Below are 25169 nucleotides of genomic sequence, written 5' to 3' on the forward strand. Positions count from 1 at the left end.
CAGTACCCATAGCTGATTTTTGAGAAATGTGGTATAATTTTCCTTATGGAAAAGATTATCATTACAGCAACTGCTGAAAGTATTGAACAAGTTGAACAACTACTCGAAGCTGGCGTAGATCGTATCTATGTCGGTGAGAAAGATTTTGGACTTCGTCTGCCAACGACCTTTAGTTATGAAGAGTTGCGCACCATCGCTAAGCTCGTTCATGATGCGGGTAAGGAATTGATCGTTGCAGTCAACGCCCTCATGCACCAGGATATGATGGACCGTATCAAGCCTTTCCTAGACTTCTTGGAAGAAATCAAGACAGACTATATTACTGTTGGGGATGCAGGTGTCTTTTATGTGGTCAACCGTGATGGCTATTCCTTTAAAACCATTTACGATGCTTCAACTATGGTGACAAGCAGTCGTCAGATTAACTTCTGGGGTCAAAAGGCAGGAGCATCAGAAGCTGTTTTGGCGCGAGAAATTCCATCTGCTGAACTCTTCAAGATGCCAGAGATTTTGGAAATTCCTGCTGAAGTCTTGGTTTATGGTGCTAGTGTCATTCACCATTCTAAGCGTCCGCTCTTACAAAACTACTATAACTTTACGCATATCGATGATGAAAAGACGCGTAAGCGGGACCTCTTCTTGGCAGAACCGAGTGACCCTGAGAGCCATTACTCTATCTTTGAAGACAATCATGGGACTCACATCTTTGCCAACAATGACCTTGATTTGATGACCAAATTGACAGAATTGGTGGAGCATGGTTTTACTCATTGGAAACTTGAAGGACTTTACACCCCTGGTCAGAATTTTGTAGAAATTGCTAAGCTCTTTATCCAAGCGCGTAGCTTGATTCAAGAGGGGAATTTCAGTCATGACCAAGCCTTCTTGTTAGACGAGGAAGTACGCAAGTTACACCCTAAAAACCGTTTCCTCGACACAGGATTCTATGATTACGATCCTGATATGGTTAAATAGGACACCAAAACCCGAAATAAAAATGTTCGGGTTTTTCCAGTGTATCCATGAAATAAAAACGGATACATGTTATAATAAAAATAGCTCTTTAATGGAGGTGTTTAAGTGGAGAATCTGAAAAAGATGGCAGGTATCAAGGCTGCTGAGTTTGTCAAGGATGGTATGGTTGTTGGACTCGGTACTGGATCAACTGCCTACTATTTCGTAGAGGAAGTAGGTCGTCGGATCAAGGAAGAAGGTTTGCAGATTACTGCTGTAACGACTTCCAGTGTGACCAGTAAACAGGCTGAAGGACTAAACATCCCGCTCAAGTCGATTGATCAAGTAGACTTTGTCGATGTGACAGTTGACGGGGCGGATGAAGTAGATAGCCAGTTTAACGGAATCAAAGGCGGAGGTGGTGCCCTTCTGATGGAGAAGGTTGTCGCAACGCCCTCAAAAGAATACATTTGGGTGGTGGATGAAAGCAAACTGGTCAAGAAACTAGGTGCTTTTAAATTGCCAGTAGAAGTGGTTCAGTATGGTGCAGAACAGGTCTTTCGTCGGTTTGAGCGAGCTGGCTACAAACCAAGTTTCCGTGAAAAAGACGGCCAACGTTTTGTGACCGATATGCAGAACTTTATCATTGACCTAGCCTTGGATGTCATTGAAGATCCGATTGCCTTCGGACACGAATTGGACCATGTCGTTGGTGTCGTAGAGCATGGCTTGTTCAACCAAATGGTGGATAAGGTCATCGTAGCGGGACGAGATGGTGTTCAGATTTTAACTTCAACAAAAGCAAACTAATCAAAAAAATAAGGAGACAGACTATGTCAAAATTTAATCGTATTCACTTGGTGGTGCTGGATTCTGTAGGAATCGGTGCAGCACCAGATGCCAATAACTTTGTCAATGCAGGGGTTCCAGATGGAGCTTCTGACACACTGGGACACATTTCAAAAACAGTTGGTTTGAATGTGCCAAACATGGCTAAAATCGGTCTAGGAAATATTCCTCGCGAAGCGCCTCTTAAGACTGTACCAGCTGAAAGCAATCCAACAGGTTATGCAACAAAATTGGAAGAAGTATCTCTAGGTAAGGACACCATGACTGGACACTGGGAAATCATGGGACTCAACATTACCGAGCCTTTCGATACTTTCTGGAACGGATTCCCAGAAGAAATCCTGACAAAAATCGAAGAATTTTCAGGGCGCAAGGTCATTCGTGAAGCCAACAAACCATACTCAGGTACGGCTGTTATCGATGATTTCGGACCACGTCAAATGGAAACTGGAGAGTTGATTATCTATACTTCAGCTGACCCTGTTTTGCAAATTGCTGCCCACGAAGACATCATTCCTTTGGATGAATTGTACCGTATCTGTGAATACGCTCGTTCAATTACCCTTGAGCGTCCTGCTCTTCTAGGTCGTATCATTGCCCGTCCATATGTTGGTGAGCCAGGTAACTTCACTCGTACAGCAAATCGTCGTGACTTAGCCGTTTCTCCATTTGCACCAACTGTTTTGGATAAATTGAACGAAGCTGGCATCGATACGTACGCTGTTGGTAAAATCAACGATATCTTTAACGGCGCTGGTATCAACCATGACATGGGCCACAACAAGTCAAACAGCCATGGAATTGATACACTATTGAAGACCATGGGCCTTGCTGAGTTTGAAAAAGGATTCTCATTCACAAACTTGGTGGACTTTGATGCCCTTTACGGCCACCGCCGCAATGCTCATGGTTACCGTGATTGCTTGCATGAGTTTGATGAACGCTTGCCTGAAATTATCGCAGCCATGAGAGAAAATGATCTTCTCTTGATTACTGCGGACCACGGAAATGACCCAACCTATGCTGGAACTGACCACACTCGTGAATATATTCCACTTTTAGCATACAGCCCTGCCTTTAAAGGTAATGGTCTCATTCCAGTTGGACATTTCGCAGATATCTCAGCAACAGTTGCGGATAACTTTGGTGTTGAAACTGCCATGATTGGTGAAAGTTTCTTAGATAAATTGGTATAAGATGAAACACTATGCTTTACTGGTAAGGGGCATTAATGTCGGTGGAAAGAATAAGGTTGTTATGTCGCAACTTCGTCAAGAACTGATAGAGTTGGGGCTGGAAAAGGTTGAAACCTACATCAACAGTGGCAATATTTTCTTTACTTCGACAGATGCCAAAGCCCAATTGGTTGAAAAGTTAGAGGCATTCTTTGAAGTCCATTATCCATTTATTCAGAGCTTTTCCTTGCTGAGTCTTGAGGACTTTGAAGCAGAAATTGAAAATCTACCTGAATGGTGGACCAAAGATTTGGCACGAAAGGATGTGCTCTTCTACACGGAGAGCTTGGATGTTGCTCAAGTCATTGAGAAAGTTGAAAGTTTGGAACTGAAAGATGAAGTGGTTCATTTTGGAAAACTTGGGATTTTCTGGGGGAAGATCTCTGAAAAATCCTACTATGCAACTGCCTATCATAAGCACTTGCTCAAGATGCCTTTCTATCGCAACATTACTATTCGCAATGCAAAAACCTTTGACAAAATTGGTCAAATGTTAACAAATAATAAAGGAGACACACAATGACATTTTTAGATAAGATCAAGGAAACAGCTGCTTTCCTGAAAGACAAGGGAATACTAGCGCCTGAGTTCGGTCTAATCCTTGGATCAGGACTTGGAGAATTGGCGGAAGAAATCGAAAATCCAGTTGTAGTAGACTATGCAGATATTCCAAACTGGGGTCGTTCGACAGTAGTCGGTCACGCTGGTAAATTGGTATATGGAGAACTTGCAGGTCGTAAGGTCTTGGCTCTTCAAGGTCGTTTCCATTTCTACGAAGGAAATCCTCTGGAAGTCGTGACTTTCCCAGTACGTGTGATGAAAGTTCTCGGATGCGAAGGTGTCATTGTAACCAACGCAGCTGGAGGTATTGGATTTGGTCCTGGTACCTTGATGGCTATCTCAGACCATATCAACATGACGGGTCAAAATCCATTGATGGGTGAAAATTTGGATGACTTTGGTCCACGTTTCCCTGATATGTCTAAGGCCTACACACCAGAATACCGCGCTACTGCCCATGAAGTGGCTAAAAAACTTGGTATCAAGCTTGATGAAGGTGTCTATATTGGTGTGACTGGTCCGACTTATGAAACACCAGCAGAGATTCGTGCCTATAAGACACTGGGAGCAGATGCCGTTGGTATGTCTACGGTTCCTGAAGTAATCGTGGCAGCCCACTCTGGCTTGAAAGTTCTCGGTATTTCATGTATTACTAACTTTGCGGCTGGTTTCCAAGAAGAACTCAACCACGAAGAAGTTGTAGAAGTGACTGAACGTGTCAAAGGTGATTTCAAAGGCTTGCTTAAAGCGATTCTTGCTGAATTGTAATGTCATGAGAGTTCACTTTATTTTACATGAGACATTTGAGGTTCCAGGCGCATATCTAAAATGGGCTATAGAACGAGGTCATCAAATTACATCAACAAAGGTTTATGAAAAAGAACCTCTTCCTGAAACAATTGACGGGATTGATTTTCTGATTGTCATGGGTGGTCCTCAATCACCTGATGAGGATAGAGAAAACTTCCCATACTATGATCCAAAGGCTGAGCTTGCTTTTATGAAAGAAGCGATTGCAGCAGATATTTATATTGTTGGTGTCTGTCTTGGTGCGCAACTCCTGTCTGTTGCCTATGGTGCGGAGTATGAGCACAGTCCTGAGCGCGAGATCGGCGTTTATCCTGTGACATTGACGATGCAAGGTCTAACAGATCCTCATGTCAGCTTGTTCGGAAAAAACATAGAAACCGGCCACTGGCACGGTGATATGCCAGGGCTGACAGATGAAGCTGTCGTCTTAGCGACCAGTCAAGGTTGTCCACGCCAAATTATTCGCTTCAGTTCAAAACATTATGCCTTTCAGGCTCATTTGGAATTTGATCCAGACGCAGTAGAATTATTGATTGCTGCGGATGGTGAGGAGAAATTAAGAGAGCAAAGTGAAAAGTTGCCTTTTGTTCAAACACCAGAAGAATTACGTGGAAACGATTATTCTGAAATGAATGCAAAACTGTATGCATTTTTAGATTCATTGGTAAACTAGGAACTACAGAAAGGCAGAGTATCTGAGTTATAGTCAAACTCGGGCTAATTGTTCTGTGAAATATTTAATTTTAAAATCAAGAAAGAAAGGATGGGTAAACCGTATTTGCTGAACTGAATACGGGCGGCTCTCCTCTAAATTAAAATTAAGAAAGAAAGGAATTGACCCCACCCTAAAAGCAGTGGGAAAAAGATAGTTGGTCTTGCGAGCATCGCTCACTGCACCCAACTCCTATTTTCCCTTCGCTTTTTGACGGGTTTGGTATCTTTCTAAATATCAAATATAAATTAAAGAAAGGCTGGGCTCCTGTATTCGCTGAACTGAATACGGGCGGAGAACTGTGTAAAAAAGATAAACTTCCTAGCATCATCGATGCTTCGTCAATTTTCTACTTTTACTATGTTCTCTGTCACCTGTCCTACTAATAAAATAGAAAGGCAGAGCGTGTGTTTTTATTTGAACACGAGCAGAAAACTCGGAAAATAGATAATCTGACTGAGAAATCAGGATTTCTTGTCAGATTCCTAATTTTCAGTCGTTTTCTTCTCGCTCTTTGTATCATAAACTATGTCTATCCATATTGCTGCTCAGCAGGGTGAAATTGCTGATAAAATTCTTCTTCCTGGGGATCCTCTTCGTGCCAAGTTTATTGCGGAGAATTTCCTTGAAGATGCTGTTTGTTTTAACGAAGTGCGAAACATGTTTGGTTACACTGGTACTTATAAAGGTCACCGTGTTTCTGTCATGGGAACTGGGATGGGGATGCCTTCCATTTCGATTTACGCGCGTGAGTTGATTGTGGACTACGGTGTAAAGAAATTGATCCGTGTGGGAACTGCGGGTTCCTTAAACGAGGATGTCCATGTCCGTGAATTGGTCTTGGCACAAGCAGCTGCGACTAACTCAAACATCATCCGCAATGACTGGCCTCAGTACGATTTCCCACAAATCGCTAGCTTTGATTTGCTGGACAAGGCCTACCATATTGCAAAAGAACACGGTATGACAACCCACGTTGGGAATGTTTTGTCATCTGATGTCTTTTACTCAAACTACTTTGAAAAGAATATCGAGCTTGGTAAATGGGGCGTTAAGGCTGTGGAAATGGAAGCAGCGGCTCTTTACTACTTGGCGGCCCAACACCATGTTGATGCGCTAGCTATCATGACTATTTCTGATAGTTTGGTTAATCCAGAAGAAGACACAACAGCTGAAGAACGCCAAAATACCTTCACAGATATGATGAAGGTTGGTTTGGAAACTTTGATTTCAGACTAAACATCGTATTACTTCGAGATAAGGTTACTTCTAAGATTGATTCAAATACTTTAATCTCAAATACATAAGTAATGATAAAGGAAGAGTTGAAAATCAGATTGCTTGGAGCGATTGGTTTTCAACTTTTTTAGAATGTAAAATACAAGGAGAATAGGATGGATAAAATAGAACTATTACAAGACTTGATTGATAAAAGCTACAGAATAGTCTTTTTCGGAGGAGCAGGAGTGTCAACCGAGTCTAGTATCCCAGATTTTCGTAGTTCAGATGGTGTTTATAGTCATCAGTTAGGCCGTCATTTTACGGCAGAGCAACTCGTTTCTCGGACCATGTTTGAGCGCTATCCAGAAGATTTTTTTGACTTTTATAAAAAATACCTGATTTATCCAGAAGCCAAGCCTAATGCTGCTCACACTTATCTGGCTGCTTTGGAAAAGATAGGTAAGCTAAAGGCTGTTGTGACACAAAATATCGATAGTCTTCATGAAATGGCTGGCTCCCAAAAGGTTATCAAATTGCATGGGAGTGCGGACCGTAATTACTGCCTAGGTTGTCATCGTTTCTATGACTTAACTGCCTTTCTGGCCCTCAAGGGAACGATTCCTCACTGCTTGGACTGTGGCAAGGTGGTCAAGCCTGACGTGACCTTGTATGAAGAATCACTTGACATGGATGTTTTTAGTCAAGCTGCACAAGCTATTCGGCAAGCAGACTTGCTGATTATTGGTGGGACTTCCTTGGTTGTTTATCCTGCAGCTAGCCTAGTAAACTATTTTTCTGGGACAAATCTGGTCGTTATCAATAAAACCAGTATTCCACAAGACAGCCAAGCTACATTGGTCATTGAAGGCAAGATTGGGGAAGTTTTTTCGAAATTGAGACAATAAAAAAATTTTAGAAGATAGTAACAAAACCTTGTTACTTGAAAGAGGAAGATATTTCAGTTTTTGATCACTATCTCACTCATTGAGACTTGTTACAAACTAGCTGAGAAAATCAAAATACCTTCACAGATATGATGAAGGTTGGTTTGGAAACCTTAATTGCAGAGTAAAATGTAAAAGAAAATCCTGATTTCAATTGAAATCAGGATTTTTTCATAGATGCGATTTTTTCTGGGTCTGGTGTAACGCGGAGGGTCTTTTGTCCTGTGTAGGTTACAAAGCCAGGTTTGCCACCAGTTGGTTTATTGAGTTTCTTGACTTCAATCATATCCACTTGCACGAGATTTGACAAGCGACCTTTGGAGAAGTAGGCAGCTAATTCAGCCGCATCTGTCTTGACTTCGTCAGAAGGATTGAGATTTCCTGAGATGACGACGTGGCTTCCAGGGATGTCCTTGGCATGGAACCAAAGTTCCTCCTTGCGGGCCATTTTAAAGGTCAATTCCTCATTTTGCAGGTTGTTTCGTCCGACATAGATGATGGTCTTGCCATCGCTCGCCAGATACTGTTCTGGTTTTTTGCGTTTCTGAATTTTCTCGCGTTGGCGTCTTCTAATAAAGCCAGTTTGGATCAATTCTTCACGGATTTCAGCGATTTCCTCCAGCCCAGCTTGATTGAGAACAGTCTCGACACTTTCTAGATAAAGAATGGTAGCCTTGGTTTCTTCGATCAGTTCAGTCAGGTATTTGACTGCTTCTTTGAGTTTCTGGTAACGCTTAAAATAGCGTTGGGCATTCTGACTGGGAGTCAAGGCCTTATCAAGCGCAATGGTGATAGGTTGATTGGTGTAGTAGTTGTCCAAGGTAACCTGATCTTGGTCATTAGGCACTTGGTGGAGGAAGGTTGTCAACAATTCCCCTTTTTGGCGAAATTCCTCAGCATTGTCTGTTGCCAGTAATTCTTTTTCTTGTTTTTTCAGCTTATGTCGATTTTTCTGAAGTTCATTTTCAACACGTCGAATCAGTTCGCTGGCTTGCTGTTTGACACGGTCGCGTTCAGCCTTGTCCTTATAGTAGGTGTCCAGCAAGTCAGAAAGGCTGGCAAAAGGCTCTCCCACCTGATTTACAAAAGGAACTGGGCTGAAGGAAGTCTCTGTTAAGCATGGCTTGGTTTCTTGACTGAAAAAGTTTCGGAAAGTAGACAGTTTATCACTGACAAGAATGTTTTCCAATTCATTTGCCGTATCACGTCCCAGACCTTGAAAGAGACTTTGAAGATTTTTTGCAGTTAGTTCTTGGGTTTGCAGAATTTCAAAGAGTTTTTCATCCTTGACAGTAAAAGGATTGAGAGACTCGGTGCTTGGTGGAGCGAGATAGGTCGATCCGGGGAGCAAGGTGCGGTAGCTATTTTGTGAAAAGCCAACGTGTTTAATAACTTCGAGGATTCTATGGCTGCTTTTATCCACGAGGAGAATATTACTGTGTTTGCCCATGATTTCGATAATCAAGGTAGCCTGAATATGGTCCCCAATCTCATTTTTATTGGAAACTGTAATTTCCACAATACGGTCATTTTCGATTTGCTCGATCGACTCAATCAGGGCACCCTGCAAATACTTTCTCAAAACCATGATAAAAGTGGAAGGTTGGGCTGGATTTTCAAAGGTTGTTTGGGTCAGCTGGATGCGACCAAAAACGGGATGAGCAGAGAGGAGCAGGCGATGGCTTTGGCGATTGCTGCGGATTTGCAAGACCAACTCTTGTTCAAAAGGTTGATTGATTTTCTGGATGCGACCATTGACCAACTCTCTTCGCAATTCCTCAACCATATGGTGTAAAAAAAATCCGTCAAATGACATCGTTCTCTCCTTGTGATTGTATTCCATAGTATTATATCAAAAAGGTAGAATAAAATCATGGAAATGTGGTATAATAAAGCCAAGTAAAGAGAATCGAGAAGTACATGTATATTGAAATGGTAGATGAAACTGGTCAAGTTTCACAAGAAATATTGCAACAAACCCAAGAAATTTTGGAATTTGCAGCCCAAAAAATAGGAAAAGAAGACAAGGAGATGGCAGTTACTTTTGTGACCAACGAGCGTAGCCACGAACTCAACCTCGAGTACCGTGATACGGATCGTCCGACAGATGTCATCAGCCTTGAGTATAAACCAGAGTTGGACATTGCCTTTGATGAAGAAGATTTGCTTGAAAATCCTGAATTAGCAGAAATGATGTCCGAGTTTGATGCCTATATTGGGGAACTGTTCATCTCTATTGATAAAGCGCATGAGCAGGCTGAGGAATATGGCCACAGCTTTGAGCGTGAGATGGGCTTCTTGGCAGTACACGGCTTTTTACACATTAACGGCTACGATCACTACACTCCGGAAGAAGAAGCGGAGATGTTCGGTTTACAAGAAGAAATTTTGACAGCCTATGGACTCACAAGACAATAAACGAAAATGGAAAAATCGTGACCTGGTATCTAGTTTAGAATTTGCTCTTACAGGAATTCTGACTGCTTTCAAGGAAGAACGCAATATGCGAAAACATGCAGTGACGGCTCTAGTAGTCATCCTTGCAGGTTTTGTTTTTCAGGTGTCACGAATCGAATGGCTCTTTCTCCTAATGAGCATTTTCTTGGTAGTGGCTTTTGAGATTATTAACTCCGCTATCGAAAATGTAGTGGATTTAGCCAGTCACTATCACTTTTCTATGTTGGCAAAGAAAGCCAAGGACATGGCAGCAGGAGCCGTGCTTGTGGTTTCCCTTCTTGCTGCGGTGATTGGTGCACTCATCTTTCTCCCACGCATTTGGGATTTATTATTTTAAAGATTAAGAGGAAATTATGACATTTAAATCAGGCTTTGTAGCCATTTTAGGACGTCCCAATGTTGGGAAGTCAACCTTTTTAAATCACGTCATGGGGCAAAAGATTGCCATTATGAGTGACAAAGCGCAAACAACGCGCAATAAAATCATGGGGATTTACACCACGGATAAGGAGCAAATCGTCTTTATCGACACGCCGGGGATTCACAAGCCTAAGACGGCTCTTGGAGATTTCATGGTGGAATCTGCCTACAGTACTCTGCGTGAAGTGGATACTGTTCTATTCATGGTGCCAGCTGATGAGCCACGTGGTAAGGGCGACGATATGATTATCGAGCGTCTGAAAGCTGCCAAGGTTCCAGTTATTTTGGTGGTCAATAAGATTGACAAGGTCCACCCAGATCAGCTTTTGGCTCAGATTGATGACTTCCGTAACCAGATGGACTTTAAGGAAATTGTCCCTATCTCAGCCCTTCAAGGAAATAACGTTTCTCGTCTAATTGACATCCTCAGTGAAAATCTTGAGGAAGGTTTCCAGTATTTCCCAGCTGATCAAATCACAGACCACCCAGAGCGTTTCTTGGTTTCAGAAATGATTCGTGAGAAAGTCTTGCACCTAACGCGTGAAGAAATCCCTCACTCAGTCGCAGTAGTAGTTGACTCCATGAAGCGTGACGAAGAGACCGACAAGGTTCATATCCGGGCAACCATCATGGTTGAGCGTGATAGTCAAAAAGGTATTATCATCGGAAAAGGTGGCGCCATGCTCAAGAAAATTGGGGCCATGGCCCGTCGTGATATCGAACTCATGCTAGGGGACAAGGTTTTCCTAGAAACTTGGGTCAAGGTCAAGAAAAACTGGCGTGATAAAAAGCTAGATTTGGCTGACTTTGGCTATAATGAAAAAGAATACTAAGTAGAGGTGGGCTCATGCCTGCTTCTTGTTTTTACAGAAGGAGGACTTATGCCTGAATTACCTGAGGTTGAAACGGTTCGTCGTGGCTTAGAAAAATTGATTTTGGGAAAGAAGATTTCGAGTATAGAAATTCGTTATCCCAAGATGATTAAGACGGATTTGGAAGAGTTTCAAAGGGAATTACCTGATCAGATTATCGAGTCAATGGGGCGCCGTGGAAAATATTTGCTTTTTTACCTAACAGACAAGGTTTTGATTTCCCATCTGCGGATGGAGGGAAAGTATTTTTTCTATCCAGACCAAGTTCCAGAACGTAAACATGCTCATGTTTTCTTCCAGTTTGAGGATGGTGGTACGCTTGTTTACGAGGATGTACGCAAGTTTGGTACAATGGAATTGCTGGCACCCGACCTTTTGGATGTCTACTTTATTTCTAAGAAACTAGGGCCTGAGCCAAGAGAGCAGGACTTTGATTTGCAGGTCTTTCAAGCTGCCCTAGCCAAGTCTAAAAAGCCTATCAAATCTCATCTCCTAGACCAAACCTTGGTAGCTGGTCTAGGTAATATCTATGTGGATGAGGTCCTCTGGCGAGCTCAGGTTCATCCAGCTAGACCTTCCCAAACTTTGACTGCAGAAGAAGCGTCAGCTATTCATGACCAGACCATTGCTGTTTTGGGACAGGCAGTTGAAAAGGGCGGTTCCACCATTCGGACCTATACCAATGCCTTTGGAGAAGACGGAACCATGCAGGACTTCCATCAGGTCTATGATAAGACTGGACAAGCATGTTCGCGCTGTGGGGCAGTGATTGAGAAATTCCAGCTCGGTGGACGAGGAACTCATTTTTGTCCTCAGTGTCAAAGGAGGGACTGATGGGAAAAATCATCGGAATCACAGGAGGAATTGCCTCTGGTAAGTCAACTGTAACAAATTTCCTAAGAGAGAAAGGTTTTCAAGCGGTGGATGCCGATGCAGTCGTCCATGATCTACAAAAACCCGGGGGTCGTCTTTATCAGGTTTTAGTCCAGCATTTTGGACAGGAAATCATACTTGAAAATGGAGAACTCAATCGCCCTCTCCTGGCTAGTCTCATCTTTTCAAATCCTGAGGAGCGGGAATGGTCTAAGCAAACCCAAGGAAAGATTATTCGTGAGGAATTGGCTGCACTGAGAGACCAGTTAGCCCAGACAGAAACGATTTTTTTCATGGATATTCCCCTACTTTTTGAACAGGACTACAGTGCCTGGTTTGATGAGACATGGCTGGTCTATGTGGATCGAGATGTTCAGGTGGAACGTTTCATGAAACGGGATCATCTTTCTAAGGAAGTAGCAGAGTCGCGTCTGGCAGCTCAGTGGTCTTTAGAAGAAAAGAAAAAATTGGCGAGTCATGTTCTAGACAACAATGGCAGTCGTGATCAGCTTGTGAGTCAAGTAGTGAAGTTACTTGAAGGAGGCGATAGCTGTGCAAGAGATTAGTTGGAAAGAGAATCTTCGTGTTGCCTGGTTCGGTAGTTTTCTAACGGGCGCCAGCATTTCCTTGGTCGTTCCTTTCATGCCTATCTTTGTAGAGCAGTTGGGAATTGAAGGAGACCAAGTTGCTTTCTATGCTGGATTAGCCATCTCAGTTTCGGCTGTTTCAGCAGCTCTAGTTTCTCCCATCTGGGGTATTCTTGCTGACAAATATGGACGAAAGCCCATGATGATTCGAGCAGGTCTTGCCATGACCATTACCATGGGAGGTTTGGCCTTCGTGCCAAATATCTATTGGCTACTCTTTTTGCGCTTGCTTAATGGTGTATTTACTGGATTTGTCCCCAATGCAACAGCCTTGATTGCTAGTCAGGTACCTAAAGATAAGTCTGGAGCGGCTCTGGGGACTCTATCTACAGGTGTAGTTGCGGGAACACTGACGGGCCCCTTTGTTGGAGGCTTTATTGCTGAAATTTTTGGCATTCGTAATGTCTTTTTATTGGTAGGTTCTTTCTTATTTTTAGCTGCAATCCTAACCATTTTCTTTATCAAGGAAGATTTTCAGCCAGTGGCTAAGGAGAAGGCTATCCCAACGAAAGAAGTATTTTCTTCTTTCAAGTATCCTAGGCTTTTAGTGAATCTATTTTTGACGAGCTTTGTCATTCAATTTTCAGCTCAATCAATTGGTCCCATTCTGGCTCTCTATGTGCGGGACTTAGGGCAGACTGAGAATCTCCTCTTTGTATCAGGATTGATCGTATCCAGCATGGGATTTTCTAGCATGATGAGTGCTGGAATTCTAGGAAAACTTGGCGATAAGGTAGGGAATCATAGATTGTTGGTCGCGGCGCAGATTTATTCCGTCATCATTTACCTTCTTTGTGCCCATGCAACCAGCCCCCTTCAACTTGGCTTGTATCGTTTTCTCTTTGGTTTGGGAACGGGAGCTCTCATACCAGGAGTCAATGCCCTTCTCAGCAAAATGACTCCAAAATCAGGTATTTCAAGGATTTTCGCTTTCAACCAAGTCTTTTTTTACCTCGGTGGAGTGATTGGACCTATGGCGGGATCTGCAGTTGCAGGATATTTGGGCTACCATGCTGTCTTTTATGCGACAGCAGCTTGTGTAGCTTTCAGTTGTTTATGCAACATAGTGCAATTTAGATCATTATTAAAAGCAAAGGAAATCTAGTGCGAGTAAAAATCAATCTCAAGTGCTCCTCTTGTGGCAGCATGAATTATCTAACCAGTAAGAACTCCAAAACCCATCCAGACAAGATTGAGGTTTTAAAATATTGTCCAAAGGAAAGAAAAGTAACTTTACATCTTGAATCTAAGTAGAATTTATGGTAAAATAATAGGGATTTTAAGGAGTTTGATATGTATAACCTATTATTAACCATTTTATTAGTATTATCTGTTGTGATTGTGATTGCGATTTTCATGCAACCAACCAAGAACCAATCCAGCAATGTATTTGATGCCAGCTCAGGTGATTTGTTTGAACGTAGTAAAGCGCGTGGTTTTGAAGCTGTGATGCAACGTTTGACAGGTATTTTAGTCTTTTTCTGGCTAGCCATTGCCTTAGCATTGACAGTATTATCAAGTAGATAAGAAATGGGCGAGACTAGGTCTTAGCCTATTTTTATTTTGAATGATGTTTACTAAAGTTATCATTCAAAAAATTATAAAAATCTAGAAAGAAAACATGAAAGATAAAATTAAAGAATATTTGCAAGAGAAGGGGCGAGTGACGGTAAATGACATTGCTCAGGCTCTCGGAAAGGATGGATCCAAGGATTTCCGTGAGTTGATTAAAACTCTGTCTCTGATGGAAAGAAAGCACCAGATTCGTTTTGAAGATGATGGTAGTTTATGTCTGGACCAAAAGAAGAAACATGAAATTACCCTCAAAGGGATTTTTCATGCCCATAAGAATGGCTTTGGCTTTGTCAGTCTAGAAGGCGAAGAGGACGACCTTTTTGTAGGAAAAAACGATGTCAACTATGCTATTGATGGCGATACCGTTGAGGTAGTCATTAAGAAAGTTGCTGACCGCAACAAGGGAACAGCTGCCGAAGCCAGAATCATTGATATATTAGAGCATAGTCTGACTACAGTTGTCGGCCAAATCGTTCTGGATCAGGAAAAGCCCAAGTATGCGGGCTACATCCGTTCAAAAAATCAGAAAATCAGCCAACCGATCTATGTGAAGAAACCAGCTATCAAGTTGGAAGGGACAGAGGTTCTCAAGGTCTTTATCGATAAATACCCAAGTAAGAAACATGATTTCTTTGTTGCTAGTGTCCTTGATGTGGTGGGGCACTCGACTGATGCTGGGATTGACGTTCTTGAAGTCTTGGAATCCATGGATATTGTTTCAGAATTTCCAGAAGCTGTTCTCAAGGAGGCAGAAAGTGTACCAGATGCTCCGTCTCAAAAGGATATGGAAGGTCGTCTGGACCTGAGAGATGAAATCACCTTTACCATTGACGGCGCGGATGCCAAGGACTTGGACGACGCAGTTCACATTAAGCCTTTGAAAAATGGCAATATCGAACTCGGTGTTCACATCGCGGATGTTTCCTACTATGTGACAGAGGGTTCTGCACTCGATAAGGAAGCCCTTAACCGCGCGACTTCTGTCTATGTAACAGACCGAGTGGTCCCAATGCTTCCAGAACGTTTATCAAATGGCATCTGCTCTCTCAATCCTCAAGTCGATCGCTTGACCCAGTCTGCCATTATGGAAATTGATAAACATGGTCGTGTGGTTCATTACACCATTACCCAAACAGTTATCAAGACTAGCTTCCGTATGACCTATAGCGCTGTCAATGACATCCTAGCTGGCGATGAGGAAAAGAGACAAGAGTTTAAGAAAATTGTTCCAAGTATCGAACTCATGGCCAAGCTCCATGAAAGGCTAGAAAGCATGCGTGAGAAACGTGGTGCCCTTAACTTTGATACCAGTGAAGCTAAGATCTTGGTGGATAAAAAAGGCAAGCCAGTTGATATCGTTCTTCGTCAGCGTGGTGTTGCAGAGCGGATGATCGAGTCCTTCATGTTGATTGCTAATGAAACGGTTGCCGAACACTTTAGTAAAATGGACCTACCTTTCATTTATCGGATTCACGAGGAGCCCAAGGCTGAAAAAGTTCAGAAGTTTATTGATTACGCTTCGAGCTTTGGCTTGCGAATTTATGGAACTGCCAGTGAGATTAGCCAGGAGGCGCTTCAAGACATCATGCGTGCGGTTGAGGGAGAGCCCTATGCGGATGTATTATCCATGATGCTTCTCCGTTCTATGCAACAGGCTCGCTATTCTGAGCACAATCACGGTCACTATGGACTAGCCGCTAACTATTACACTCACTTCACCAGTCCTATTCGCCGTTATCCAGACCTTCTAGTCCATCGAATGATTCGGGATTACGGCCGTTCTAAGGAAATAGCAGAGCATTTTGAACAAGTGATTCCAGAGATTGCAACCCAGTCTTCCAATCGTGAACGTCGTGCCATTGAGGCGGAGCGTGAAGTCGAAGCTATGAAAAAAGCTGAGTACATGGAAGAATACGTGGGAGAAGAGTACGATGCAGTTGTATCCAGCATTGTCAAGTTCGGTCTTTTTGTCGAATTGCCAAATACAGTTGAAGGCTTGATTCACATTACCAATCTACCTGAATTTTATCATTTCAACGAACGGGATTTGACTCTCCGTGGGGAGAAATCGGGCATAACTTTCCGTGTAGGTCAGCAGATTCGCATTCGAGTTGAAAGAGCCGATAAGATGACAGGTGAAATTGACTTCTCTTATATCCCAAGTGAGTTTGATGTCATCGAAAAAGGTTTGAAACAAGCTGGGCGCAAAGATAGAGGTCGTGGCTCAAGTCGTCGTTCAGATAAGAAGGAAGACAAGAGAAAATCAGGACGCTCAAATGATAAGCGCAAGCATTCACAAAAAGACAAGAAGAAAAAAGGTAAGAAACCTTTTTACAAGGAAGTAGCTAAGAAAGGAGCCAAGCATGGCAAAGGGCGAGGGAAAGGTCGTCGCACAAAATAAAAAGGCGCGCCACGACTATACAATCGTAGATACGCTAGAGGCAGGGATGGTCCTGACTGGAACTGAAATCAAGAGTGTACGAGCTGCTCGAATCAATCTCAAGGATGGCTTTGCCCAAGTAAAAAATGGGGAAGTCTGGCTGAGCAATGTTCATATTGCCCCTTACGAAGAGGGCAATATCTGGAACCAGGAACCAGAACGCCGTCGTAAACTCCTGCTCCATAAGAAGCAAATTCAAAAATTGGAACAAGAGACCAAAGGGACAGGAATGACCCTTGTTCCCCTTAAAGTCTATATCAAAGATGGCTACGCCAAACTCCTTTTAGGACTTGCTAAAGGGAAGCATGACTATGACAAACGGGAGTCGATCAAGCGTCGTGAACAAAACCGCGACATCGCGCGTGTGATGAAAGCTGTCAACCAGCGTTAAGAAGAGGAAGTAAAATGGAAAAACTAATTGCCTATAAACGGATGCCCTTGTGGAATAAACAGACCATGCCTGAAGCAGTTCAGCAAAAGCACAATACTAAAGTCGGCACTTGGGGAAAAATTACTGTCTTGAAGGGGGCACTCAAGTTTATTGAGTTAACAGAAGATGGTGAGGTTCTAGCTGAGCACCTCTTTGAGGCAGGAGCTGACAATCCCATGGCACAACCGCAAGCCTGGCATCGAGTAGAGGCTGCAACAGACGATGTAGAGTGGTACTTGGAATTTTATTGTAAACCTGAGGATTATTTCCCTAAGAAATACCAGACCAATCCAGTCCATTCGGAAGTCTTAGAGGCTATGCAGACGGTGAAACCAGGAAGAGCCTTGGATTTGGGTTGTGGTCAGGGGCGTAACTCTCTCTTTCTCGCACAGAATGGTTTTGATGTGACAGCTGTGGATCAAAATGAATTGTCCCTTGAAATCTTGCAAAGCATCGTAGAGCAAGAGGATCTAGACATGCCTGTCGGACTTTATGATATCAATTCAGCCAGCATTAGCCAAGACTATGATTTCATCGTATCGACAGTTGTTCTGATGTTCCTACAAGCGGACCGCATTCCAGCTATTATCCAAAATATGCAGGAGCACACCACAGTCGGTGGCTACAATCTCATCGTCTGTGCCATGGATACGGAGGATTATCCTTGCTCGGTTAACTTCCCATTCACCTTTAAAGAAGGGGAGTTGGCGGACTACTACAAGGATTGGGAATTGGTCAAATATAATGAAAATCCAGGACATCTGCACCGTCGTGATGAAAATGGCAATCGCATTCAACTACGCTTTGCGACTATGCTAGCTAAAAAAGTCAAGTAAAAACCTATACCAGCGAATAGAGACCACTTTGCAAAGTTTCTATTCGTTTTTGTTTGCGTTGGTTGATTGGGGCGAGCAGGATTTTATGCTATACTAGAAGTAGGAAATCTGAGCAGTAGAACTGTGTTGCTGATACTCTCAGCGCAAGAAAGTCTTTATGATGGAGGTGGTCGAATGACGAGTCTTTTGGTGGAATTGTATGATCGGCATGTATTGGAAAAGAATGTCTACCAAGCCTTTATCAGTGATTGTGACGAGATTCTTTTTCTATCTTTGACGAAAATAAGCAATGAAGAGAAGCTCTCCCTCCGTCAGTTTATCATGGATGAGGTGCCTCATATCCAACGAGTGACCTTTCGTCAGTTATCCTTAGAACAACTAGCGGACCAGTTAGATTATTGTCTAGCAGGCTATGACCAAGTCCTTCTCGATGTTTTTGGTGGGGATTCGCTACTAGCCTTATCTCTCTATCAATACGGCTTGGATCGGGACCTCCCCATCGTTGCCATGGATGTCGAGCGAGGAAAACAATACAAGTGGGTAGCCGGACAGTTAGAAAAAGAAGATTTGGACATTCCAACCCTAAGCATCCAGCAGCTGATAGCCTTGCGTGGTGGAAAAATCCTCAAATCCAAACGCCCTATCCACTCAGCTCAGCAAATTGCAGCCATCAAAAAGCTAGCCAGCTCTGCCATTGCCAATCCTGCCCACTGGTATCAAGTGACCCAATTTTTCTCTCTAGCTAAGACCAATGACCTGCATGCTGAGACCGAAAAGATACTGGAAAACAACGGCAGGTATTATCACTATCCAAAATCCCTTATTCCTTTACTTGTGGAAGCGGGGATGCTTTGTATTGAAAGCGAGGACAAGAAACGAGTAGCATACAGCTTTCCAAGTCAAGAAGCTCAAGTCTTTTGCCGCAATAAGGGACATATTTTAGAGGTATATCTCTATCTCTTGGCGCTTGAATCTCAGCTGTTTGATGAGTGCATGATAGGAGGTGAGATTGATTGGAATGGCATCTTTCCAGAGGCAGACAATGTTCAAAATGAGATTGATGTCATTCTGAGAAAGGGCCGCTCGATTACCTTTATCTCCTGCAAGATGACAGATTTATCAGTTGAAGCCATCAACGAACTAGAAGTCTATGCCAATCATTTTGCTGGGGAGAGTTGCCTCAAGTTAATTGTCTGTACGGGGAAAATCAATCCAGCTTATGCCAATCGCTGCCAAGAATACGGCGTGCTGGTCATTAGAAGTGAGCAGATTTCCAATCTCATTCCCATGCTAAAAAAATATTCTAAGAGACAAAAAAGATAAGAAATAATATTAAGAAAGGCTGGAATTCCAGCCTTTTTTACTTCTTTTTCGAATAAATGAGAAAAGGAGGTAGACCATGTTTGTAGCCAGAGATGCCAAGGGAAATTTGATAAACGCTCTCGAAAAAGATGTGACCAAGCAAGCTTATACTTGTCCAGCCTGTGGAGGCGGACTACGATTGCGCCAAGGACAGAGTATTCGGTCGCATTTTGCCCATGAATCTTTAAGAGATTGTATGGCTATTTTCGAGAATGAAAGTCCAGAACACTTGGGAAATAAAGAGGCCCTTTATCATTGGGTCAAGAAGGACAATCAAGTCGCCTTAGAATATAGTCTGCCCGAGATTCAGCAGATAGCAGATGTTCTCGTCAATGAGAAACTAGCTCTGGAGGTTCAGTGCAGTTCCTTGTCTCAAAAGCTTTTAGGCGATAGAAGTCGAGGCTACCGCAGTCAGGGATACCAAGTTATCTGGCTACTGGGAGAAAAACTCTGGTTAAAAGAGCGACTTACACAATTGCAAAGGGGATTTCTCTATTTTAGTCAAAATATGGGATTCTTTGTTTGGGAACTAGATTTCAAAAAGCAAGTTTTGAGACTCAAATATCTTTTGCATCAGGACCTACGTGGCAAGCTTCATTTTCAGGTCAAGGAATTTCCCTATGGCCAAGGAAATCTCTTGGAAATTCTACGATTTCCTTATCAAAAACAAAAACTGCCTCGTTTTGCAGTTGTGCAAGATTCCACTATCTGTCACTACATTCGCCAGCAGTTGTACTACCAAACGCCTTACTGGATGAAGAAGCAGGAGGAAGCTTATTATCAAGGAGACAATCTATTAAACCATCAACTGGACGACTGGTATCCCCAGGTCAGACCGATAGAGTCAGGTGATTTTTTGCAGATTGAAACGGATTTGGCTAGCTATTATAGAAATTTTCAGGCTTACTATCAAAAAAATCCGAAAAATAATCGCCAAAAGCTCTATCCACCAGCCTTTTATCACTTATATTTCTCAAAAAATGTGGTAAAATAGAAAGGATGGAGGAATCTTATGGTATTACAACGACATGAAATAAATGAAAAAGATACATGGGATCTTTCGACAATCTACCCAACAGACCAGGCTTGGGAAGAAGCCTTGAAAGATTTAACTGAAAAAGTACAAACAGCATCTCAGTATGAGGGACATCTTTTGGACAGCGCAGACAGTTTGCTTGAGATCACAGAATTCTCACTTGACTTGGAACGCCAAGTTGAAAAGCTTTATGTCTATGCACATATGAAAAATGACCAGGACACGCGTGAAGCCAAGTATCAAGAGTACTATGCCAAGGCAATGACCCTATACAGTCAGTTAGAACAAGCCTTTTCATTCTATGAACCTGAGTTTATGGAGATTAGCGAAGAGCAGTATGCGGCCTTCCTAGAAGCTCAACCAAAACTCCAAGTTTACAAGCACTTTTTTGACAAGCTCTTGCAAAAGAAAGACCATGTTCTTTCGCAACGTGAGGAAGAATTGCTTGCTGGAGCAGGAGAAATCTTTGGCGCTGCTAGTGAAACTTTCGCTATTTTGGACAATGCGGATATTAGCTTCCCATATGTCCTTGATGACGAAGGCAAGGAAGTGCAACTCTCACACGGTACTTACATCCGTTTGATGGAGTCTAAAAACCGTGAAGTGCGTCGTGGTGCCTATGAAGCCCTTTATGCGACATATGAGCAATTCCAACACACTTACGCTAAGACTTTGCAGACAAATGTTAAGGTGCAAAACTACCGAGCAAAAGTTCGCAACTATAAGAGTGCTCGCCATGCAGCTCTCGCAGCAAACTTTGTTCCAGAAAGTGTCTATGACAATCTAGTAGCAGCAGTTCGCAAGCACTTGCCACTCTTGCATCGATACCTTAACCTTCGTTCTAAAATCTTGGGGATTTCCGACCTCAAGATGTACGATGTCTACACACCACTCTCGTCAGTAGATTATAGCTTTACCTACGAGGAAGCCTTGAAAAAGGCAGAAGAAGCTTTGGCAGTCTTGGGTGACGACTACTTGAGCCGTGTCAAACGTGCCTTTAGCGAGCGTTGGATTGATGTCTATGAAAACCAAGGCAAGCGTTCTGGTGCCTACTCTGGTGGTTCTTACGATACCAATGCCTTTATGCTTCTCAACTGGCAGGACAATCTAGACAATCTTTTTACCCTTGTCCATGAAACAGGTCACAGTATGCACTCAAGCTATACTCGTGAAACCCAACCTTATGTTTACGGAGATTATTCTATCTTCTTGGCTGAGATTGCCTCAACGACTAACGAAAATATCTTGACGGAGAAATTACTGGAAGAAGTGGAAGACGATGCAACGCGCTTTGCTATTCTCAATAACTTCCTAGATGGTTTCCGTGGAACAGTCTTCCGTCAAACTCAATTCGCTGAGTTTGAACATGCCATCCACCAAGCAGACCAAAATGGAGAAGTCTTGACAAGTGATTTCCTCAATAAGCTCTACGCTGACTTGAATCAAGAGTACTACGGACTCAGCAAGGAAGACAATCCTCAGATCCAATACGAGTGGGCACGCATTCCACATTTCTACTATAACTACTATGTTTATCAGTATTCAACTGGTTTTGCAGCTGCTTCAGCCTTGGCTGAGAAGATTGTCCACGGTAGTCAAGAAGACCGTGACCGCTATATCGACTACCTCAAGGCAGGTAAGTCTGACTATCCGCTCAATGTCATGAGAAAAGCTGGTGTTGATATGGAGAAGGAAGACTATCTTAACGATGCCTTTGCAGTCTTTGAACGTCGCTTGAACGAGTTTGAAGCTCTTGTTGAAAAATTGGGACTAGCTTAAGATGGTAGAGTCTTATAGTAAAAATGCCAATCACAATATGCGACGTCCCGTCGTTAAAGAAGAAATCGTAGAACTCATGCGGCAGCGTCAAAAGCAGGTGACAGGTTCTTTGAAAGAATTGGAGACCTTTGCTCGCAAGGAGAACATTCCCATCATTCCCCATGAAACAGTTGCCTACTTCCGTTTTCTTATGGAAACTATGCAACCTAAGAACATTTTGGAGATTGGAACGGCAATTGGCTTTTCTGCCCTCCTGATGGCGGAACATGCGCCAGATGCCAAGATTACAACGATTGATCGTAATCCAGAAATGATAGGCTTTGCCAAGGAAAACTTTGCCCAGTTTGACAGTCGTCAGCAAATCACTCTTTTAGAGGGAGATGCAGTCGATGTTTTATCTACTTTGACAGAAACATATGATTTTGTCTTTATGGATTCGGCCAAGTCAAAGTATATCGTCTTTCTGCCTGAAATCCTCAAGCACTTGGAAGTTGGTGGAGTAGTGGTCTTGGATGATATTTTCCAAGGAGGAGATGTTGCCAAGGACATCATGGAAGTCCGCCGAGGTCAACGCACCATTTACCGTGGTTTGCAAAGACTTTTCGACGCAACGTTGGACAATCCAGGTCTAACAGCAACTCTAGTTCCGCTTGGAGACGGCATTCTCATGTTACGAAAGAATCTAGCAGAAGTAGAGCTTCCTGAGAGCGAATGATTTTCAGAAAAATTTAAGAAATTATAGTAAAATAGATAAGGTAACACTTACCGTAAAAGGAGTAAAAATGAAGAAAAAACTTATGGCAGGAGCCATCACACTTTTATCAGTAGCAACACTTGCAGCTTGTTCAAACAGTTCTGAAGGAAAAGATTTGATCAGTATGAAGGGCGATGTGATTACAGAACATCAATTCTTTGAAGAAGTAAAGAACAATCCAACTGCACAACAAGTCTTGCTCAATATGACCATCCAAAAAGTATTTGAACAACAATATGGATCAGAAGTAACGGATAAAGATGTGGATGATGCTGTTGCTGAAGAACAAAAGAAATACGGCGATAGCTACAACAGCGTGCTTCAACGTGCAGGTATGACACCTGAGACTCGTAAAGCTCAAATCCGCACTAGCAAATTGGTTGAATTAGCAGTTAAAAAGGCTGCTGAGAGTGAGTTGACAGACGAAGCCTACCAAAAAGCTTTTGAGTCTTACACACCAGATGTAACAGCTCAAATCATCCGTTTGGATAATGAAGACAAGGCAAAAGAAGTACTTGAGAAAGCTAAAGCAGAAGGTGCAGATTTTGCTCAGTTGGCAAAAGACAACTCTAATGACGATAAAACAAAAGAAAATGGTGGAGAAATCACTTTTGACTCTGCTTCAACAGAACTTCCAGAACAAGTCAAGAAAGCAGCCTTTGCCTTGGATGTGAACGGGGTTTCTGATGTGATTACAGCTACTGGAACACAAGCCTATAGCAGTCAGTTCTACATCATCAAAGTAACGAAGAAAACAGAAAAATCTTCTAATATAGAGGATTACAAAGAAAAATTGAAGACTATCATCTTGACTCAAAAACAAAATGATTCAGCTTTTGTTCAAGGAGTAATTGGTAAAGAATTGCAAGCAGCAAACATCAAGGTTAAAGACCAAGCCTTCCAAAACATCTTCACCCAATACATCGGTGGTGGTGACTCAAGCTCAAGCAGCAGTTCTTCATCTAACTAAGTAAGCAAAAAACAAATCTCAAAAGAGATTTGTTTTTTTATACCTGATACTAGAAAATGAGTAAAATTCGAAGGATTAAAGGATAAGAGTTTTTTTCTTTCTGAAAAAGTGGTATAATAGCAATCAAAACTAGAAAATAAAACGGAATTGGGAACAGAAGCGTCTGTTCCTATTAGAGTGGTGAAATATGAAAATTAGTAAAAGGCACCTACTAAACTATTCCATTTTGATTCCTTATTTCCTTTTATCGATTTTGGGACTGATTGTGGTGTACTCGACAACGAGTGCAACCTTGATCGAAGAAGGGAAAAGCGCCTTTCAATTGGTGCGTAACCAGGGGATCTTCTGGATAGCTAGTTTGATTTTGATTGCCTTAATCTATAAATTAAAATTAGGTTTCCTAAGAAATGGGCGTCTCATCTTTATCGTAATGATTGTGGAGATGGTTCTTTTAGCTCTGGCGCGACTGGTCGGGACACCTGTCAATGGAGCATACGGATGGATCTCTGTAGGACCTGTAACGATTCAGCCTGCAGAGTACCTTAAGATTATCATCATCTGGTACCTGGCACATCGATTTTCAAAACAACAAGATGAGATTGCGGTTTATGACTTCCAGGTTTTGACACAGAATCAGTGGCTACCTCGAGCTTTTAACGACTGGCGTTTTGTTCTGCTAGTTCTGATTGGTAGCTTGGGAATTTTCCCAGACTTGGGAAATGCGACCATCTTGGTCTTGGTGGCGCTCATCATGTATACGGTTAGTGGGATCGCCTATCGTTGGTTCTCGACCATTTTGGCTCTCTTGGCAGGGAGCTCAATGTTAGTCTTGTCTGTCATTCGCTTTGTTGGGGTTGAAAAGTTCTCTCAAATTCCTGTATTTGGTTACGTTGCTAAACGTTTTAGTGCCTTCTTTAATCCCTTTAATGACTTGGCAGGTGCAGGACACCAGCTCGCAAATTCCTACTATGCAATGGTAAATGGTGGCTGGTTTGGACTGGGACTGGGGAATTCTATCGAGAAGCGTGGTTATCTGCCAGAAGCCCATACGGATTTTGTCTTTTCGATTGTCATCGAGGAGTTTGGATTCGTAGGAGCTAGTATGATTTTGGCTTTACTCTTCTTCTTGATTTTGCGAATCATCTTGGTTGGTATTCGAGCAAAGGATCCCTTTAACTCCATGGTTGCTATTGGTGTCGGAGGGATGATCCTTGTTCAGGTCTTTGTCAATATCGGTGGGATTTCAGGGTTGATTCCTTCTACAGGGGTAACCTTCCCCTTCCTTTCACAAGGTGGGAACAGTCTACTGGTATTATCCGTAGCCATCGCGCTTGTACTGAACATTGATGCCAGTGAAAAACGTGCCAAGCTTATCAGAGAATACGAGAATCAAACCGATGAAAGTCTGTAAGGATTGAATGGAAAGGAAAGT

Annotated in this window: 26 protein-coding genes; 25 read left to right on the plus strand and 1 reads right to left on the minus strand. The window is 42.6% G+C overall.

Translation table 11 applies throughout. The features are described 5' to 3' along the window. The first annotated feature begins 45 nt into the window (after positions 1-45). The 8 genes from B7720_RS07210 (at position 46) to B7720_RS07250 (ending at position 7247) form a co-directional block, all read left to right on the plus strand. Positions 46-975, plus strand: coding sequence for a peptidase U32 family protein (locus B7720_RS07210; protein WP_049518552.1), 930 nt, complete (start codon positions 46-48; stop codon positions 973-975). Positions 976-1080: 105 nt separating this feature from the next. Continuing rightward, positions 1081-1764 (plus strand): ribose-5-phosphate isomerase RpiA, encoded by a 684-nt coding sequence (gene rpiA, locus B7720_RS07215; RefSeq protein ID WP_084857294.1) that lies wholly within the window; start codon positions 1081-1083, stop codon positions 1762-1764. Positions 1765-1787: 23 nt separating this feature from the next. Continuing rightward, on the plus strand, positions 1788-2999 hold the full coding sequence (locus B7720_RS07220; protein ID WP_084857296.1) for a phosphopentomutase: 1212 nt from the start codon (positions 1788-1790) through the stop codon (positions 2997-2999). A gap of 1 nt (position 3000) precedes the next feature. After that, the gene (locus B7720_RS07225) at positions 3001-3561 is read left to right on the plus strand and encodes a DUF1697 domain-containing protein (protein WP_084857298.1); all 561 of its coding nucleotides are present in this window, start codon (positions 3001-3003) and stop codon (positions 3559-3561) included. Then, entirely contained in the window at positions 3558-4367 is an 810-nt protein-coding gene (locus tag B7720_RS07230; protein ID WP_000143350.1) for a purine-nucleoside phosphorylase, read from the plus strand. The genes B7720_RS07225 and B7720_RS07230 overlap by 4 nt, the downstream gene beginning before the upstream one ends. Positions 4368-4371: 4 nt before the next feature. After that, complete coding sequence (locus B7720_RS07235) at positions 4372-5082, plus strand: type 1 glutamine amidotransferase (protein WP_001263734.1); 711 nt, start codon at positions 4372-4374, stop codon at positions 5080-5082. A gap of 567 nt (positions 5083-5649) precedes the next feature. After that, the gene (gene deoD, locus B7720_RS07245; protein WP_084857300.1) at positions 5650-6360 is read left to right on the plus strand and encodes a purine-nucleoside phosphorylase; all 711 of its coding nucleotides are present in this window, start codon (positions 5650-5652) and stop codon (positions 6358-6360) included. A gap of 155 nt (positions 6361-6515) precedes the next feature. Further along, positions 6516-7247 carry an NAD-dependent protein deacylase gene (locus B7720_RS07250; RefSeq protein WP_000357677.1) on the plus strand — a complete coding sequence of 244 codons (732 nt, stop codon included), beginning with the start codon at positions 6516-6518 and terminating at the stop codon, positions 7245-7247. A 199-nt stretch (positions 7248-7446) separates the two neighbouring features. Here the strand turns inward: B7720_RS07250 and pavA are convergent, their stop codons facing one another. Next, positions 7447-9102 carry an Rqc2 family fibronectin-binding protein PavA gene (gene pavA, locus B7720_RS07255; protein WP_084857303.1) on the minus strand — a complete coding sequence of 552 codons (1656 nt, stop codon included), beginning with the start codon at positions 9100-9102 and terminating at the stop codon, positions 7447-7449. A gap of 104 nt (positions 9103-9206) precedes the next feature. On the opposite strand from pavA, the gene ybeY reads away from it, so the two are divergent. From ybeY to ftsW, 17 genes are all read left to right on the plus strand, one after another. Next, on the plus strand, positions 9207-9704 hold the full coding sequence (gene ybeY / locus B7720_RS07260) for an rRNA maturation RNase YbeY (protein WP_000275169.1): 498 nt from the start codon (positions 9207-9209) through the stop codon (positions 9702-9704). Next, entirely contained in the window at positions 9685-10080 is a 396-nt protein-coding gene (locus B7720_RS07265; protein ID WP_000378183.1) for a diacylglycerol kinase family protein, read from the plus strand. The genes ybeY and B7720_RS07265 overlap by 20 nt, the downstream gene beginning before the upstream one ends. A 16-nt stretch (positions 10081-10096) precedes the next feature. Further along, a complete protein-coding gene (gene era / locus B7720_RS07270; protein WP_084857305.1) occupies positions 10097-10996 on the plus strand; it encodes a GTPase Era in 900 nt (299 codons plus the stop codon). A 48-nt stretch (positions 10997-11044) separates the two neighbouring features. After that, positions 11045-11869 (plus strand): DNA-formamidopyrimidine glycosylase, encoded by an 825-nt coding sequence (gene mutM, locus B7720_RS07275; protein ID WP_084857308.1) that lies wholly within the window; start codon positions 11045-11047, stop codon positions 11867-11869. Continuing rightward, positions 11869-12474, plus strand: coding sequence for a dephospho-CoA kinase (coaE, locus tag B7720_RS07280; RefSeq protein WP_084857310.1), 606 nt, complete (start codon positions 11869-11871; stop codon positions 12472-12474). Before mutM ends, coaE begins: the two co-directional genes overlap by 1 nt. After that, positions 12461-13660 carry a multidrug efflux MFS transporter PmrA gene (gene pmrA, locus B7720_RS07285; RefSeq protein ID WP_084857312.1) on the plus strand — a complete coding sequence of 400 codons (1200 nt, stop codon included), beginning with the start codon at positions 12461-12463 and terminating at the stop codon, positions 13658-13660. The genes coaE and pmrA overlap by 14 nt, the downstream gene beginning before the upstream one ends. Further along, positions 13660-13809 carry a 50S ribosomal protein L33 gene (gene rpmG / locus B7720_RS07290; protein ID WP_007519517.1) on the plus strand — a complete coding sequence of 50 codons (150 nt, stop codon included), beginning with the start codon at positions 13660-13662 and terminating at the stop codon, positions 13807-13809. The genes pmrA and rpmG overlap by 1 nt, the downstream gene beginning before the upstream one ends. A gap of 39 nt (positions 13810-13848) precedes the next feature. Then, positions 13849-14082 carry a preprotein translocase subunit SecG gene (secG, locus tag B7720_RS07295; RefSeq protein ID WP_000282517.1) on the plus strand — a complete coding sequence of 78 codons (234 nt, stop codon included), beginning with the start codon at positions 13849-13851 and terminating at the stop codon, positions 14080-14082. A 94-nt stretch (positions 14083-14176) separates the two neighbouring features. Next, positions 14177-16531 carry a ribonuclease R gene (gene rnr, locus B7720_RS07300; RefSeq protein ID WP_084857314.1) on the plus strand — a complete coding sequence of 785 codons (2355 nt, stop codon included), beginning with the start codon at positions 14177-14179 and terminating at the stop codon, positions 16529-16531. Then, on the plus strand, positions 16494-16961 hold the full coding sequence (smpB, locus tag B7720_RS07305; protein ID WP_001051750.1) for an SsrA-binding protein SmpB: 468 nt from the start codon (positions 16494-16496) through the stop codon (positions 16959-16961). The genes rnr and smpB overlap by 38 nt, the downstream gene beginning before the upstream one ends. A gap of 14 nt (positions 16962-16975) precedes the next feature. Continuing rightward, a complete protein-coding gene (gene tehB, locus B7720_RS07310) occupies positions 16976-17836 on the plus strand; it encodes an SAM-dependent methyltransferase TehB (protein WP_000413061.1) in 861 nt (286 codons plus the stop codon). A gap of 174 nt (positions 17837-18010) precedes the next feature. Beyond that, complete coding sequence (locus B7720_RS07315; RefSeq protein ID WP_084857316.1) at positions 18011-19159, plus strand: PDDEXK family nuclease; 1149 nt, start codon at positions 18011-18013, stop codon at positions 19157-19159. 76 nt (positions 19160-19235) lie between these two features. Further along, complete coding sequence (locus tag B7720_RS07320; protein ID WP_000495875.1) at positions 19236-20192, plus strand: competence protein CoiA; 957 nt, start codon at positions 19236-19238, stop codon at positions 20190-20192. Between the two features lie 18 nt (positions 20193-20210). Then, positions 20211-22013, plus strand: coding sequence for an oligoendopeptidase F (pepF, locus tag B7720_RS07325; protein WP_084857319.1), 1803 nt, complete (start codon positions 20211-20213; stop codon positions 22011-22013). Between the two features lies 1 nt (position 22014). Continuing rightward, positions 22015-22728, plus strand: a complete 714-nt coding sequence (locus tag B7720_RS07330; RefSeq protein WP_083303894.1) for an O-methyltransferase — start codon at positions 22015-22017, stop codon at positions 22726-22728. A 67-nt stretch (positions 22729-22795) separates the two neighbouring features. After that, positions 22796-23737, plus strand: coding sequence for a peptidylprolyl isomerase PrsA (gene prsA / locus B7720_RS07335; protein WP_000728080.1), 942 nt, complete (start codon positions 22796-22798; stop codon positions 23735-23737). Between the two features lie 187 nt (positions 23738-23924). Next, positions 23925-25148, plus strand: a complete 1224-nt coding sequence (gene ftsW / locus B7720_RS07340; RefSeq protein ID WP_000703343.1) for a cell division peptidoglycan polymerase FtsW — start codon at positions 23925-23927, stop codon at positions 25146-25148. Positions 25149-25169: the final 21 nt, after the last annotated feature.

Source organism: Streptococcus oralis subsp. oralis, from assembly GCF_002096455.1.
Lineage (GTDB): Bacteria > Bacillota > Bacilli > Lactobacillales > Streptococcaceae > Streptococcus > Streptococcus oralis_CY.

Excerpts from the sequence above, each read along its gene's own strand:
- B7720_RS07210 (WP_049518552.1), top strand. The coding sequence starts at position 46 with ATGGAAAAGATTATCATTACAGCAACTGCTGAAAGTATTGAACAAGTT.
- B7720_RS07315 (WP_084857316.1), top strand. The coding sequence starts at position 18,011 with ATGACGAGTCTTTTGGTGGAATTGTATGATCGGCATGTATTGGAAAAG.
- ybeY (WP_000275169.1), top strand. The coding sequence starts at position 9,207 with ATGTATATTGAAATGGTAGATGAAACTGGTCAAGTTTCACAAGAAATA.
- mutM (WP_084857308.1), top strand. The coding sequence starts at position 11,045 with ATGCCTGAATTACCTGAGGTTGAAACGGTTCGTCGTGGCTTAGAAAAA.
- prsA (WP_000728080.1), top strand. The coding sequence starts at position 22,796 with ATGAAGAAAAAACTTATGGCAGGAGCCATCACACTTTTATCAGTAGCA.
- B7720_RS07330 (WP_083303894.1), top strand. The coding sequence starts at position 22,015 with ATGGTAGAGTCTTATAGTAAAAATGCCAATCACAATATGCGACGTCCC.
- B7720_RS07320 (WP_000495875.1), top strand. The coding sequence starts at position 19,236 with ATGTTTGTAGCCAGAGATGCCAAGGGAAATTTGATAAACGCTCTCGAA.
- pepF (WP_084857319.1), top strand. The coding sequence starts at position 20,211 with ATGGTATTACAACGACATGAAATAAATGAAAAAGATACATGGGATCTT.
- B7720_RS07230 (WP_000143350.1), top strand. The coding sequence starts at position 3,558 with ATGACATTTTTAGATAAGATCAAGGAAACAGCTGCTTTCCTGAAAGAC.
- deoD (WP_084857300.1), top strand. The coding sequence starts at position 5,650 with ATGTCTATCCATATTGCTGCTCAGCAGGGTGAAATTGCTGATAAAATT.
- B7720_RS07235 (WP_001263734.1), top strand. The coding sequence starts at position 4,372 with ATGAGAGTTCACTTTATTTTACATGAGACATTTGAGGTTCCAGGCGCA.
- pavA (WP_084857303.1), bottom strand. The coding sequence starts at position 9,102 with ATGTCATTTGACGGATTTTTTTTACACCATATGGTTGAGGAATTGCGA.
- secG (WP_000282517.1), top strand. The coding sequence starts at position 13,849 with ATGTATAACCTATTATTAACCATTTTATTAGTATTATCTGTTGTGATT.
- B7720_RS07265 (WP_000378183.1), top strand. The coding sequence starts at position 9,685 with ATGGACTCACAAGACAATAAACGAAAATGGAAAAATCGTGACCTGGTA.
- rnr (WP_084857314.1), top strand. The coding sequence starts at position 14,177 with ATGAAAGATAAAATTAAAGAATATTTGCAAGAGAAGGGGCGAGTGACG.
- coaE (WP_084857310.1), top strand. The coding sequence starts at position 11,869 with ATGGGAAAAATCATCGGAATCACAGGAGGAATTGCCTCTGGTAAGTCA.
- tehB (WP_000413061.1), top strand. The coding sequence starts at position 16,976 with ATGGAAAAACTAATTGCCTATAAACGGATGCCCTTGTGGAATAAACAG.
- B7720_RS07225 (WP_084857298.1), top strand. The coding sequence starts at position 3,001 with ATGAAACACTATGCTTTACTGGTAAGGGGCATTAATGTCGGTGGAAAG.
- smpB (WP_001051750.1), top strand. The coding sequence starts at position 16,494 with ATGGCAAAGGGCGAGGGAAAGGTCGTCGCACAAAATAAAAAGGCGCGC.
- B7720_RS07250 (WP_000357677.1), top strand. The coding sequence starts at position 6,516 with ATGGATAAAATAGAACTATTACAAGACTTGATTGATAAAAGCTACAGA.
- ftsW (WP_000703343.1), top strand. The coding sequence starts at position 23,925 with ATGAAAATTAGTAAAAGGCACCTACTAAACTATTCCATTTTGATTCCT.
- era (WP_084857305.1), top strand. The coding sequence starts at position 10,097 with ATGACATTTAAATCAGGCTTTGTAGCCATTTTAGGACGTCCCAATGTT.
- B7720_RS07220 (WP_084857296.1), top strand. The coding sequence starts at position 1,788 with ATGTCAAAATTTAATCGTATTCACTTGGTGGTGCTGGATTCTGTAGGA.